This window comes from Hyalangium sp., assembly GCF_045802625.1.
Taxonomy (GTDB): Bacteria; Myxococcota; Myxococcia; order Myxococcales; family Myxococcaceae; genus Hyalangium.
In genome coordinates this window covers 40,692-53,829 of record NZ_JBJMQP010000234.1, presented here as the reverse complement: position 1 = coordinate 53,829, position 13,138 = coordinate 40,692, and the positions used below count along the sequence as shown (strand labels likewise).

The 13,138-nt window shown below is 70.3% G+C and carries 13 protein-coding genes; 7 read left to right on the top strand and 6 right to left on the bottom strand.

The features are described from left to right. Positions 1-9: 9 nt before the first annotated feature. From argG to argC, 3 genes are read left to right on the top strand one after another with little or no spacing between them, the layout of a single operon-like run. Positions 10-1,200 (top strand): argininosuccinate synthase, encoded by a 1,191-nt coding sequence (argG, locus tag ACJ8AT_RS36390; protein WP_407742569.1) that lies wholly within the window; start codon positions 10-12, stop codon positions 1,198-1,200. After that, positions 1,197-2,258, top strand: coding sequence for a hypothetical protein (locus ACJ8AT_RS36385; protein WP_407742568.1), 1,062 nt, complete (start codon positions 1,197-1,199; stop codon positions 2,256-2,258). Before argG ends, ACJ8AT_RS36385 begins: the two co-directional genes overlap by 4 nt. Then, positions 2,255-3,325: an N-acetyl-gamma-glutamyl-phosphate reductase gene (gene argC / locus ACJ8AT_RS36380; RefSeq protein ID WP_407742567.1), complete on the top strand. Its 1,071-nt coding sequence runs from the start codon at positions 2,255-2,257 to the stop codon at positions 3,323-3,325. The genes ACJ8AT_RS36385 and argC overlap by 4 nt, the downstream gene beginning before the upstream one ends. A 95-nt stretch (positions 3,326-3,420) precedes the next feature. Here the strand turns inward: argC and ACJ8AT_RS36375 are convergent, their stop codons facing one another. Continuing rightward, a complete protein-coding gene (locus tag ACJ8AT_RS36375) occupies positions 3,421-3,609 on the bottom strand; it encodes a hypothetical protein (protein ID WP_407742643.1) in 189 nt (62 codons plus the stop codon). Between ACJ8AT_RS36375 and ACJ8AT_RS36370 the strand changes: the two genes are divergently transcribed. After that, positions 3,601-3,954, top strand: coding sequence for a hypothetical protein (locus tag ACJ8AT_RS36370; protein ID WP_407742640.1), 354 nt, complete (start codon positions 3,601-3,603; stop codon positions 3,952-3,954). The two genes, ACJ8AT_RS36375 and ACJ8AT_RS36370, sit on opposite strands and share 9 nt — an antisense overlap. A 49-nt stretch (positions 3,955-4,003) precedes the next feature. Here the strand turns inward: ACJ8AT_RS36370 and ACJ8AT_RS36365 are convergent, their stop codons facing one another. Genes ACJ8AT_RS36365 through ACJ8AT_RS36345 form a run of 5 tightly spaced genes read right to left on the bottom strand, consistent with a single transcriptional unit; the run spans position 4,004 to position 9,138 of the window. Next, complete coding sequence (locus ACJ8AT_RS36365) at positions 4,004-4,723, bottom strand: hypothetical protein (RefSeq protein ID WP_407742566.1); 720 nt, start codon at positions 4,721-4,723, stop codon at positions 4,004-4,006. A 36-nt stretch (positions 4,724-4,759) separates the two neighbouring features. Further along, positions 4,760-5,557, bottom strand: a complete 798-nt coding sequence (gene truA, locus ACJ8AT_RS36360) for a tRNA pseudouridine(38-40) synthase TruA (RefSeq protein WP_407742565.1) — start codon at positions 5,555-5,557, stop codon at positions 4,760-4,762. Positions 5,558-5,581: 24 nt separating this feature from the next. Then, on the bottom strand, positions 5,582-6,787 hold the full coding sequence (locus tag ACJ8AT_RS36355) for a protein kinase domain-containing protein (protein WP_407742564.1): 1,206 nt from the start codon (positions 6,785-6,787) through the stop codon (positions 5,582-5,584). 42 nt (positions 6,788-6,829) lie between these two features. After that, positions 6,830-7,816 (bottom strand): class I SAM-dependent rRNA methyltransferase, encoded by a 987-nt coding sequence (locus ACJ8AT_RS36350; protein WP_407742563.1) that lies wholly within the window; start codon positions 7,814-7,816, stop codon positions 6,830-6,832. Then, positions 7,813-9,138 carry an amidohydrolase family protein gene (locus ACJ8AT_RS36345; RefSeq protein ID WP_407742562.1) on the bottom strand — a complete coding sequence of 442 codons (1,326 nt, stop codon included), beginning with the start codon at positions 9,136-9,138 and terminating at the stop codon, positions 7,813-7,815. Before ACJ8AT_RS36345 ends, ACJ8AT_RS36350 begins: the two co-directional genes overlap by 4 nt. 76 nt (positions 9,139-9,214) lie before the next feature. Here ACJ8AT_RS36345 and ACJ8AT_RS36340 point away from each other — a divergent pair, with 76 nt between their 5' ends. From ACJ8AT_RS36340 to ACJ8AT_RS36330, 3 genes are read left to right on the top strand one after another with little or no spacing between them, the layout of a single operon-like run. Beyond that, positions 9,215-10,612 carry an MBOAT family O-acyltransferase gene (locus tag ACJ8AT_RS36340; protein WP_407742561.1) on the top strand — a complete coding sequence of 466 codons (1,398 nt, stop codon included), beginning with the start codon at positions 9,215-9,217 and terminating at the stop codon, positions 10,610-10,612. An 8-nt stretch (positions 10,613-10,620) separates the two neighbouring features. Next, positions 10,621-11,850, top strand: a complete 1,230-nt coding sequence (locus tag ACJ8AT_RS36335) for a hypothetical protein (RefSeq protein WP_407742560.1) — start codon at positions 10,621-10,623, stop codon at positions 11,848-11,850. Between the two features lie 34 nt (positions 11,851-11,884). Next, a complete protein-coding gene (locus ACJ8AT_RS36330; protein WP_407742559.1) occupies positions 11,885-13,132 on the top strand; it encodes a hypothetical protein in 1,248 nt (415 codons plus the stop codon). Positions 13,133-13,138 lie beyond the last annotated feature (6 nt).

Below are 13,138 nucleotides of genomic sequence, written 5' to 3'. Positions count from 1 at the left end.
CCGAGGAACATGAACAAGAAACCCGTGGTGCTGGCCTTCTCCGGCGGCTTGGACACCTCTTTCTGCGTGATCTACCTGCGGGAGCAGGGGCACGCCGTCACCACCGTCACCGTGGACACCGGCGGCTTCAGCGCCGAGACGCTGGCGAAGATGCCGGAGCACTCGGCCCGCCTGGGCGCGGTGGCCCACCACACCGTGGATGCTCGCGCGCTGCTCTTCGAGGACTACCTGCGCCACCTGCTCGCCGGCAACGTGCTGCGCGGCCAGGCCTATCCGCTGAGCGTCTCCGCCGAGCGCGTCTGCCAGGCCACCGAGGTGGTGCGGCTGGCGCGCCAGGTGGGCGCCAAGGCCCTGGCCCACGGCTCCACCGGCGCGGGCAATGATCAGGTGCGCTTCGACGTGGCCTTCCGCGCGCTGGCGCCGGACCTGGAGCTCATCACCCCCATCCGCGAGCTGGGGCTCAGCCGCGCCCAGGAGATGTCCTTCCTGGCCGAGCGAGGCATCCACTTCCCCGCGAAGACGGGCGCCTACTCCATCAACGAGGGCATGTGGGGCACCTCCGTGGGCGGCAAGGAGACGCACGACTCGTGGAGCCACCTGCCCGAGGCGGCCTACCCCGCGGGCGTGGTGCCCTCGGACCTGAAGCCGCGCACGCTGGTGCTGAGCTTCGACAAGGGCCGGCCCGTGGCGCTGGACGGCAAGGCCCTGGCGCCGGTGGCGCTGATCGCCGAGCTGAACGCGCTCGGCCAGCCCTACGGCGTGGGGCGCGGCGTGCACCTGGGAGACACCATCCTCGGAATCAAGGGCCGGGTGGGCTTCGACGCTCCGGCGGCGGTGCTGCTCATCACCGCGCACCGCGAGCTGGAGAAGCTGGTGCTCTCGGGCAAGCAGCTCTTCTGGAAGGAGACGCTGGGCAACCTCTACGGGACGCTGCTGCACGAGGGGAACTTCTTTGATCCGCTGGCGCGTGACTTGGAGGCCTACCTCCAGTCCTCGCAAGCCCGAGTGACAGGCGAGGTGCGCGTCACCCTGCACCCCCGCGCCATGGTGGTGGAGGGGGTGCGCTCGCCGCACTCGCTGATGGACGCGAAGGTGGCCAGCTACGGCGAGGCCAACCATCTCTGGACCGGTGCCGAGGCCGCCGGCTTCGCCAAGGTGTACGGCGTGGCGCAGACCCTGGCCCTCAAGGTGAAGCCATGAAAGTGCATGTCGACAAGGTAGGCAGTGTCACCCGCAACCTGCGGCTGGGCCGCAACCTGCACCTCACCGAGGAGATCCAGGCCGTGGAGGGCGCCGTCATCGCCGTGCGCATCCACGGGGAGAAGTCCGTCTACAACGAGCTCGAGGACGTGCACGGCCGGCTGGTGAAGCTGCACGGCGGAGACATCGTCGTGGGAGCGCTGGGCCACCGAAACGCGCTGCACGGCTACGAGGGCGTGGTGCCGGAGAAGGTGGTCCCCGGGCAGAAGCTGCACGTGCTCAACATGGGCGGGGTGATTGGCCAGTGCACCTCGCACAACCCCGGCGTGGGCACGCCCTTCGAGGCGGAGGTGCTCGGGCAGGTGCTCGTGTTCCCCGAGTTCCAGTCTCGCGCCGGGCAGCCGGCCCACGTGCGCGCCGGAGCGCTGAAGGGCACCGAGCGGCCGGTGATGGTGCCGGTGGTGTACGTGGTGGGCACCTGCATGAACGCGGGGAAGACCTACGCGGCGTGCGCCCTGGTGCGGCGGCTGGCGCAGGCGGGCTACCGGGTGGGCGGCGCCAAGCTCACCGGCGTGTCGCTCATGCGGGACACGCTGAGCATGCGGGACTCGGGCGCGGAGGTGGTGATGGACTTCACCGACGCGGGCACCGTGTGCACCAGCCCGAAGACGGCGGCGCAGGTGTCGCGCATCATCCTCTCCGAGCTGGCCGCCTCCGAGGTGGACATCATCGTCGCGGAGACGGGCGACGGCATCATGGGCGAGTACGGCGTGCAGTCCATCCTCGAGGACTCGGCGCTGCGCGAGCTGGGCGGCGCGTGGGTGCTGTGCGCGAATGATCCGGTGGGCGCCGCGGGCGGCGTGAGCCACCTGAAGGAGAAGTACGGCATCCAGGTGGACGTGGTGGCCGGGCCCGCCACGGACAACCGGGTGGGCATCCGCTTCGTGGAGCGCGAGGTGGGGCTGCCCGCGCACAACGCACGCGCGGACGCCGCCGGCCTGGGGGGCCTCATCCTGGAGAAGGTCGCACCGCGGATCGCGGGGAGGAAGAGCGCATGAAACGGGTTCACGCCTATATCCTCGGAGCCTCGGGCTTCGGTGGTGGAGAGCTGTTGCGGCTGCTGTCCGGACACCCGGCGGTGGCCGCGGTGCGCGCGGTGTCCAAGCCGCACGCGGACATGCCCTTCCACTGCGTGCACCCGCACCTGCGCGGGCTGGTGGACGGCAAGTTCGACTCCGAGCCGGACTGGCGCTGGCTCACGGACTCGCCGCAGCCGGTGGTCTTCTCCGTGCTGGAGGACGAGGAGCTCGCCCAGCAGCTCCCCGCGCTGGAGAAGAAGTGGGCGGAGCTGGGGCTCTCGGATCGGCTGATGTTGATCGATCTGTCCTCGGACTTCCGGCTGGATCACCCGGGGCGCTACGCCGCCACTCATGGCCGCTCCCACCCGGCGCCCGAGCTGCTGGAGCGCTTCGTGTACGGGCTGCCCGAGTGGCGCCGCGACAAGCTGAAGAACGCGAAGCGCATCGCCAACCCGGGCTGCTTCGCCACGGCGGTGCAGCTCGCGCTGCTGCCGGTGGCGGCCACGCCGGGGCTGGGGCTGATCGCGGCCACGGGGGTGACGGGCTCCTCGGGCTCGGGGGTGCTGCCGGGCGAGGGCACCCACCACCCCACCCGCGCGCATGACTTCCGCGTCTACAAGCCGCTGGAGCATCCGCAGGAGGCGGAGATGGATGTGATGCTCGTGGCGCACAAGGCCTCGCGCCACCGGCTGACGTTCATTCCGCACTCGGCGCCGCTGGTGCGCGGCATCTTCGCCACCGTGCAGTTCGAGTGGCCCGAGACCGCGGGCGGAGTGAGCACCGCGTCGCTCACGGAGGTGTTCCGCCGCTACTACGCCACCTCTCCCATGGTGCGCGTGGTGGAGGGCACGCCGCGGCTGGCCTCGGTGGTGGGCAGCAACTTCTGCGACATCTCCGTGGCCTCGCGCGGGCGCACCGTGGCGGTGATGGTGGCGCTGGACAACCTGGTCAAGGGCATGGCCGGGCAGGCGGTGCAGAACCTCAACGTGGCGCTCGGGCTGCCCGAGGACACGGCGCTGCGTCAGGCCGCGTGCTTCCCCTGCTGAGCTGAGGCGGGCCGCGGCTCTTCGCGGCCCTGCCTCTCTGGGGGCGCGAGCGGAGCCGTGGCATAAGCAGCGCCGTGCCTGATGCTCAGATGCCTTCAGAAGTGACCGTCGGCTGCCGCGTCCTGGACGTCGAGGACGCGGTTCAAGGCGCTCGCGTACCCGTGCGGGTGCTCTACCCGGCGCGAGCGCCGGAACGACTCGAACACTTCGGACCCTATTCGCTCGCGGTCGCCACCGACGCCCCGGTTGAGGGAGAGCAACTCCCGCTCGTCGTCATCAGTCACGGGACAGGAGGGTCTCCGTGGACGTATCGCGGGATGGCGGCGCACTTGGCGCGTGCTGGCTTCGTGGTGGCACTGCCGGAGCATCCGGGCAACAACCGCTCCGCTGCCTGTACTACCAGGCCATCCCCAACATGCCCGAGCACCGCCTGCGCCCCCTGGTCGAGCGCTTCGCCCAACTCGTCTGCCAGCAGCCCATCTTCCGCCAGTGCTTCGGACTTTTATGAGGGGATGCCTCTCCACACGCGATGCACGAAGTCGAGCGCGTTCTTGAGTGCGTCAGAGTGCCCGTGGTCGTACTTCGGTATCACGACATGCAGTGATCGGCGCGACCAATCCCAGCCCTGAGGAAAACGCGGGCGGGCATCCGCCGGGATGAACGTGGCACGGGACCGACTCACCCCTCCGTCGTCGGGGCCTTCGGCTCTGCTGCAGCATCGGGGCTCGGGGCAGAGGGCTCTCCGCTGGCTGGCGCGGGAGCGGCCTCCACCACCGCGGGCGCCGGAGCCTCCGCCACAGCCACCGCCGCACCACCCATAGGGGCCGCCACCGTGGCGCGCTCCGCCTCACGCTGGGCGCTCTTCTCCGCGCCGCGCTCGGCCTCGCGCAGGAACTCCACGTACTCCGCCTTCCGAGCCTGGGCCTGGGCTTGAGCTTTGGCCGCGCTCTCAGCCGCCGCCGCTCGCCCGCGCGTCACCGCCCGGAAGGAGAGGAGCACTCCGGCAGCGATCGCGATGAGCCGCAGCGCCGTGTAGAACCACCCGGCCCACAGCCCATCGACGCCGTCCCGCACGAAGTAGAGCGCGACGACGAAGATCTCTCCGGAGAACGCCGCTCCCAGCGCCGTGGACAGCGGCTTCAGCTCGAGGATGCGCGCGGCGCCGTAGCACAGCAGCGGCAGTACCCCGAGGATCCACAGGTGCTCCAGCAGGACAGCGAGGAGCAGGCGCAGGGAATCCGACTCCAGGGCCTGGACGCGCGCGCTCAACCGCACGGTGAGGTTGACGGTGAGCACCGAGCCGAGCACCAGCGAGAAGAAGCCGAGCCCCACGATGAACTGGAGGCGGCGGACACGGACACGCAGCGAGTCGAGGACCTTGGGCGGCTGGGAGCTCACGCCGGGGGAGCCTAGCCCAAGCCCGCCCGGGAGGTGTCACGGCTCGTCATCGAACACGTCCGCCGCATCCCCGGCCGAGCGAGGAGGCGGCCCCTCCCCGTAGAAGACCTCCTCCAGCACCAGCCCCTGGGGAGGCGCGGTGGGCCCCGCCCGGGTCCTGTCCTTCGAGGCCAGCACCTCGGCCACCCAGGCCTCGGGCTTACGGCCCTTGCCCACCTCCACCAGCGTCCCCACCAGGTTGCGCACCATGTGCTTGAGGAACGCGGTGCCCTCCACGACGAAGGACACGGCATCCCCCGCCGTCCCCTCCACCGCCAGCCGGCGGAGCTCGCGGAGCGCGTGCGCGGCCTGGCAGTCCGAGGCGCGGAAGGAGGAGAAGTCATGCCGGCCCAGCAGGTGCGTGGCGGCGCGCGCCATGGCCTCCACCTGGAGCGGGGCGAAGATCTCCCAGTGCGTGTGGCGGCGCAGCGGCGAGCGCGAGGGCCGGTTGCTCACCCGGTACCGGTAGCGCTTGCCCCGGGACCAGCGGCGCGGATCGAACTCCGGAGGAACCTCCTCGGCGCGCACCACGGCGATGTCATCGGGAAGGAGGCCGTTGAGCCCCCTCCAGTACGCCTTGAGCGGGAGCTGACGCTCCGTGTCGAAGCATACCACCTGCCCCGTCGCATGGACGCCCGAGTCCGTCCGCCCCGCGGCCACCACGTCCACCGTTCCGCCGAGCAGCCGTCCCAGCGCCTCCTGGAGCTCGGCCTGGATGGAGCGGCCGTTGGGCTGCACCTGCCAGCCCACGTAACGCGTTCCGTCATACTCGAGGACCAGCTTCACGCGAGGCATGGCGTCCGGCGGCCTCCCCGAGGCCTAGCGGTACTTCAGCCAGGCCGCGAGCAGCTCTCCCACCATCTTGTTCACGCTGACGCCGCTCCTCTGCGCGATGGCCTCCAGCGCTTCAATCTGCTCGCCCGGCAAGGTGAGGCTCAGCAGGCGCTCGGAGGGGCTGCGGCCTTCCTTCGCCTGGCCCTCCTTTATGGGGCTGGCCGCCATGGGCGTCACCTCGTCGTCCAGCGCCAGCACCTCGTCCGAGCTCGTGGTCTGCTTCTTCAGCCGGCCCTGCTCCTCGTTCAGCTCGTCGTGGAAGAGCTGCCGCAGGAAGTTCGACAGGTGCAGCGGCGTGGGCGTGAACTCGTAGGTGCTCAGGAACGCGTCGATCGCCGCGCGCATCTCCCCCGCCGTCTGGTAGCGCTTCTCCCGGTCCTTCTCGAGCGCCTTCATCAGAATGGCTTCCACGGGCTCGGGGATGTCCGACTTGAAGTAGGACGGGGCGTAGATCTTCCCATCGGTGATGCTGCGCATCACCGCCACCTCGGACTCGCCCGTGAAGAGCTTGAAGCCGGTGAGCCACTCGTAGAGCACCACGCCCACCGAGAAGATGTCGCTGCGGCAGTCCAGGGACTTGCCGTGGCACTGCTCGGGGCTCATGTAGCTGAGCTTGCCCTTGAGCTCGCCCGAGCGCGTCTGCTCCACCTGGTTGGCCGCCTTGGCGATGCCGAAGTCCAGCAGCTTCACCGTGCCGTCGAACGCCACGAAGATGTTCTCGGGCGTCACGTCCCGGTGGACGATGTTCAGCGGGTTGCCGTACAGGTCCACCTTCTTGTGCGCGTAGTGCAGCCCCGCGCACACGTCCGAGGCGATCCGCAGCGCGTACACCAGCGGGAACGCAATCCCCAGCTCCTCGGCCTTGGGGATCACCTTCCGCATGTCCCGGCCGAAGATGTACTCCATGGCGATGAAGTAGCTCTCGCCAATCTTCCCCAAGTCGTGAATCTGCACGATGTTGGGGTGGTTGAGCTGCGCCGCCAGCCGCGCCTCGTTGAGGAACATCTTCACGAAGGTGGCGTGCTTGGACAGGTGCGGGCGGATGCGCTTGATGACGACGGGCCGCTCCAGCCCCTCCCCATCGACCTGATGCGCGAGGAAGATCTCCGCCATTCCCCCGACCGCGATGCGATCGACGAGCCGGTACTTGCCGAAGCGGCTGTAATCTCGGGTGGCAGCGCTAGAGGACATCGGATCAGGACAATAACCGATAAGCGTGACAGCGCCGCGATTCTAGCGCAGTTGGAGGATATTGACTTTGAGCCCGGAGGGAGCCTCGGGCGAGGAGGGGAAGTCGATGGGCGAGGGGCCGAGCGAGAGCACCGGGCGCCCCTGCCGGCCCGCGCGCCCTACGCCTTCGGCCACCATGGCCTCGAAGCGGCGGGGGGTCAGCGCGGCGAGGTTGCAGCAGGCCACCAGCCGGCCCCCGGGAGCCACCACGCGGGCGGCGGCCTCGGCCAGCAGGGGGTAGTCCCTGGCCGCGGAGAACCGGGTGGTGCGCGTGGTGGAGAAGGACGGCGGATCCGAGATCACCACGTCGAACCCCTGCCCCTTCTTCGCCAGGCGCCCGAGCCAGTCGAACACGTCCCCCGCGACATAGTCGTAGCGGTCCACCGGCTGGCCGTTGAGGCGGGCGTTCTCCTCGCCCCAGTCCAGCACGCGGCGGCTGGTGTCGATGTTGAGCACCCGGGTGGCGCCTCCCGCGGTGGCCACCACGCCGAAGGCACAGGTGTACGAGAAGAGGTTGAGCACCGTGAGCCCCTTCACCTGCCCCAGCAGCCACGCCCGCGTCTCGCGCATGTCCAGGTACAGCCCCACCGAGAGCCCCTGAGCCGGGCGGATCAGGAAGCGCAGGCCGTTCTCCAGCGCCTCCAGGGACTCCACCGGAGCGCCGAGGACAGGCTGCTCCGGTGCCACCACGTCCCGCGCGGTGTTGGCCAGCACCCGGGCCTCGCGAGGCCGTCGCTTGAGGTAGAGGCTGCGCGGCGCCCAGGCCTCTTGCGCCGCGGCGAGCAGGGCCTCCTCCTCGGAGGCAGTGAAGTCCCGGTAGAGGCTCACCACGTGGACGCCGGCATAGGTGTCCACGGTGACGTCGGGCACCCCATCCGGAGCGCCATTCACCAGCCGGAGGGCGGTGGTGCGCTCATCGGTGAGCAGAGCGCCTCGCCGCTCCCGGGCGGCGCGAAGCCGTTCGACGAGCGCGGAGGCGGAGGAGCTCATCCGAGGTGGGCGCGGGACCAGATGCTGGCGAGCGCGGCGGCGGCGGCGGTGGCCAGCTCCACGTAGTCCGTGCCGAGGAGCTGTCCCTCGCGCACGGCGACGCGGCCGTTGACGATCGTCCACGCCACCCGCGAGCGGGCCAGCTGGCCAATCAGATGCGGCGAGTGCCCCGTCTCCGGGTCCGCCGAGGGGACGTAGTCGTACACCACCAGATCAGCGAGATAGCCCTCCACCACTCGGCCCGAGGGCGCGTGGAACAGGCGGGTGCACAGCTCCGCGGGCCCGCTCACCAGGAGCTGATCGAGCGCGCCGTCCGGATCCGGTAGGCGGCCGGTGCGGGAGATCCGCATCAAGCCCATGAAGGCGGCGAGCACCTCGTCCCAGAGGGAGCCATGGCCGCTGGTGCCCAGCCCCACCAGGTGGTGCCGGGTGAGGACGGCCTCCATGGACTCGGCGGTGCGCTCGGAGGTGAGGTGGGCGCGGGGGCTGAGCGCCACGAAGGCGCCGGTGGCCGCCAGACGCACGGCCTCTCCCGAGTCGATGCTCCGGGCCCTGGCGGCGATGGTGCGCGGGCCCAACAGGCCCAGCTCTTCCAGCCGGGGGACGACGCGCTTGCCGTGACGGCTGTAGGTGGCGGCGAGATCCTCCTCTCCCTCGGCGAGGTGGAAGAGGACAGGGGCTTCGAGCTCCGTGGACAGCGCGCTGACGCGGCGCAGGAGCGAGTCCTCGCAGGAGTGGGAGGACTGGAAGCCCAGCGCGCCGCGCACCAGCGGGTGAGAGCGGTAGCGGCGCACGAACTCGGCGTTGGCCTCGAGGCAGGCCATGGCGGGCTCATCCCCCGAGAGGCTGTGGGTGATGTGGCCTGTCGCGAGCCGGATGCCGAGCTGCTCGGCCACGCGCGCCTGCGCCGCGAGCGCGCCCGCCACATCCGAGGGAGCCTCCACGTGCTCCACCACCAGGGTGATGCCCTCTCGCAGCGCGCGAGCCAGGGCGAACCGGGTGAGGACCTCCACCTCCCCCGCCGTCAGCAGCGAGGCCACGCCCTTGCGCCGCTCCTGGCGGCTGTCCGGCGTCCTCAAGAGGAAGTTGCCGGTGGGGGGCAGGAGCTGGCCACCGACGAGATGGGTGTGGCAATCCACCAACCCGGGAGCGACCAACCGCCCACGGCAGGCGACCTCCCAGTCTCCGGGGAGCACGGGAATCTCGGCGTCCGGAGCCACGCGGTGGATGAGCCCGTCCTGCACCACCAGGGCCATACCGGTGCGGACGCGCCCGTCCGCCCGGAAGACGGCGCAGTTCTTGAGCAGCAGGCGGCCTTCCATGCGCGCCCTCTCTTAGCACGTGCGGAGGGTAGCGTCCCCGGCTGTGAGCGAGACATGATGCGGCCGCCCGGGTCGCATGCTCTTCACCACCGCCCTGTTCTGGCTGTTCTTCGTTGCCTTCTTCGTGGCGTTCCACTTCGCCGCGAGGACGCGCGTGGCGAAGCTGTGGCTCGTGGTTGGCGGGAGCCTGCTCTTCTACGGGGCGTGGGACCTGCGCTGCGTGCCGCTGCTGCTGGGCACGGCGCTGCTGGACTTCTGGATCGCCCTGCGCCTGTCCCGCTCCCAGGATGAGCGCCGGCGCAAAGGGCTGCTCGCCATAAGCCTCGCGGCGAACCTGGGGGTGCTGGGCTTCTTCAAGTACGCGCGCTTCTTCGCGGACTCGGCGCACGGGCTGCTCGGGGCGCTGGGCGTGGCGCTGCCCGAGCCCACCTTCTCGCTCCTGCTCCCGGCGGGCATCTCGTTCTACACGTTCCAGAGCATGAGCTACACCATCGACGTGTACCGGCGGGAGCTGGCCGCACGCGAGCGGCCCGAGGAGTTCCTGGCGGCGGTGTCGTTCTTCCCGCACCTGGTGGCCGGGCCCATCATCCGCGCCTCGGTGCTGCTGCCGCAGTTCGAGAAGCTGGAGGCTCCGCGCTGGGAGCAGGTGCGGCGCGGCTACCTGCTCATCGCGGTGGGCCTGTTCAAGAAGACGGTGGCGGATCTGCTCGCCTCGCCCGCGGATGCGCTCTTCCACGCCACGGGAGCCAGCAGCGCGCTGGAGGCCTGGACGGGGGCGCTCGCCTTCACGGGGCAGATCTACGCGGACTTCTCGGGCTACACGGACATCGCCATCGGCGTGGCGCTGCTGCTGGGCTTCGTGCTGCCGCCGAACTTCGATCTGCCGTACCTGGCCACCTCGCCCATCGACTTCTGGCGGCGCTGGCACCTGTCGCTGTCCACGTGGCTGCGGGACTACCTCTATATCCCGCTCGGCGGGAACCGGAACCACCGCTACCGCAACCTGCTGCTCACCATGCTGCTGGGCGGACTGTGGCACGGCGCCAACTGGACGTTCGTCCTCTGGGGCCTGTACCACGGGCTGCTGCTGGTGGCCGCGCACCTGCTGGTGGGACGGTTCCCCGTGTTGAAGCAGACGCCCTCGGCGGCGGTGCGCTGGGTGAAGCGGCTGGGCACCTTCTACCTCGTGGTGCTCGGGTGGGTGCTGTTCCGCGCGGAGAGCCTGTCCGCGGCGCTCGGAGTCCTGCGAGGCATGCACGCGCCCTCGGTGCCGTCCTCCTTCACGTGGCCCGCCGTGCTCACCCTGCTGTTCGTGGGGGTGGGCATCGTCCTGTGCCATGCGGCCTCGGCGCTCGCGGAGAAGACCGAGCTGCGCCAGCGCTCCCTCGCCCTCTGGCCCGTGGTGGCTACGTGCCTCGCCGTGGCCATCGCCATTGGAATGCCCGGCCATAGCTTCATCTACTTCCAGTTCTGAGCCCGCCTGTGCCTTCGCCCTCTCCTTCCAGCGATCGGATCGCCGCCCGGACTCTCGGGGTGGGGCTCGTGCTGCTGGTGGCGGCGCTGGGGCTGGCTCGGGGGTTCGCCGCCCTCGTCATGCACGAGACGCCTCCGGAGCTCCGGGGGCAGATCACCGAGGGCGCTGGCCGGCTCGAGGATTTCCTCGGACAGCTTCCGGAGATCTCTCAGCATGACGACGCGGTGCTCGTGTTCGGCTCGTCGATCATCCAGCACGGCTTCTCTCCGGAGACCTTCGAGCAGCACCTCGGCACGCCCGTCACCGCGTACAACCTGGGCTTTCCAGGCGTGGATCCCGAGATGCAGGCCCTGCTGGCTCGCAAGGTGGCGGACACCTTCGAGCGCAGCGGCCACAAGGCCCGGCTCTCACTGGTGGAGTTCACGCCCTTCCAGGCCACGCTGGCTCGCGGACGGGCTCCGTACTTCCGAGAGCACACGGACGTGAAGAGGGCCATCCTGGCCAAGCCCCTCCTGTTGGCCCAGGTCGCGCGCCACTCTCCGGAGCAGGCCTCACACCTGGGAGCCCTCTGGCTCTTGGGCGGCGTCTCCCCGCGCTCCGTGAAGTCGATCCTGGAGGACCGGATCTTCGATGGCCCCACGCCCTCCTGGTGGCCGGTGCCCGAGCCTCGAGATTCGGGCAGCGAGCGCAAGGCCTGGGTGGAGCGCATCCACGCCAGCCGGGCCGCCATCGAGCACCGGGAAGTCCCCGAGTGGGATCCGGTCCGCCGGGGAGAGGTGCGCTGGGTCTTCGACGAGACGCGAGAGGCCTACCTGGCCTGGGCCCGGCTGCGCAGCGCCCCGGAGCTGCTGGAGGCCGATCGCCAGTGGCGGGTGGATTCGAGCGATCTGCTGGAGCTGCGCTTCGATGATCAGCAGGTGGGGGCCTTCATCGAGGCCGTGCGAGCCCTGGCCTCCGTGTCGCGCGAGACGCGGGTGGTGCTGGCGCCCCGGAACCGGGCTTGGAACCAGCCCACCCCCGAGGGCCGAACCCGCCTGGCTGCTGTCCTGGCGCGCATCGAGCGCGAGACGGGCGCCCGCGTGCTGGACCTGGCCGAGAGCCCGGAGTTCGGCCCGGAGGACTTCATCGATGTGACACACCTCAACGAGTCGAGCGGCCGGCCCAAGCTGTCGCGGCGGCTCGCGGAGGCGGTGGCCGAGCAATGGAGCCAGGGCGTGGCGAAGGACGCGGCCCCCTGATCTCCCGCCTGGAAGGGCGGGTATACTGGGAGTGATGACCGCGTCGACCCCCACCCTGGCCAACGGGCCTACCACCTCCACTCCAAGCGGGAGCCTGCCGTTCCGAGGGCTGTGGCTCTTCTCGCCTCGGGCGGACGCGGCGTTCCTCGCGCTGCCGCTCCTGCTCACGGCGGGCTCGGCGGTGGCGGCGGCGCTGATGGGGCTTCGGGCCGCCGACGAGGTGAACCGGCTGGCGGTGTGGACGGCGCAGAACATCCTGGGCAACGGCACCCACGTGGTGCTCACCTACCTGCTCTTCGCGGTGCACCGGGACGTGCTCACCGCCGAGCCGAAGCAGCCGCGCACGGTCCTGGCGGGCACGCTGGCGATGCTCGCGGTGGGCGCGGGGTTCATCTTCACGTACTACGCGAACAAGGACGCCCACGTGTACCTGGTCGGCGTCGTCTTCAACATCTTCGGGCTGCACCACACGCTGTCGCAGCACAAGGGCTTCTGGGCGCTGCACTCCCTGCGCGGGCACCAGGCCGGGCTCGGGCCGGGAAGTCCTCGGGAGCGCACGCTGCAGCAGACGTATGTGCCGCTGATGCTCAGCCTCATCCTGGTGCGGCTCTTCTTCGTGCCGGACTCGGCGGCTCCGGGCGCCACGCCCTACCTGGATGTGGGCCAGGGCGCGCTGCTGCCCCATGGGATGCTCGCGGTGATCCTCACCGTGTGGCTCGGCTTCTTCGCGGTGCTGTTCCGCACGGTGCTGCGCGCCGGGAACGCCAGTGGCCCCAAGGTGCTCTACCTGCTCGCGGTGGCCACGGCGACGGGGCTCACGATTGTCAGTCCCATGTGGGGCAACGTGATGCTGCCCGCCATGCACGGGCTCGAGTACTACATGATCACCGCGCGGATGATGGAGCCTCGCGAGGGCGATCCGCCGGCCCGGCTGGGACGCGCGTGGATCTGGCCGCTGATGATCCTGTCCATGCTGCCGCTGCTGACGCTCGGAGTCATCCACGGGCTCATCCTCGAAGGCGCGGGCCGAGGCACCCTGGGCACGGGCGATCCCTCCGGGAGCAGCTCGCACTTGATCCTGCGTGTGCTGACGTCGCTGAGCCTGGGGGTGGTGCTGGCGCACTACTTCTCGGACGCGTTCATCTATCGGTTCCGCATCCCGAGCATCCGCAAGGTGATGCTGCGCCGGCTTGGCTTCGCGCCTCCGGCCGTACCTGCCAGCACTCCTGTGGCTCCTGCCACTCCCGGTGCCGCGATGCCTCCTGTCGCGAGCGTGGGATAGCCCGCC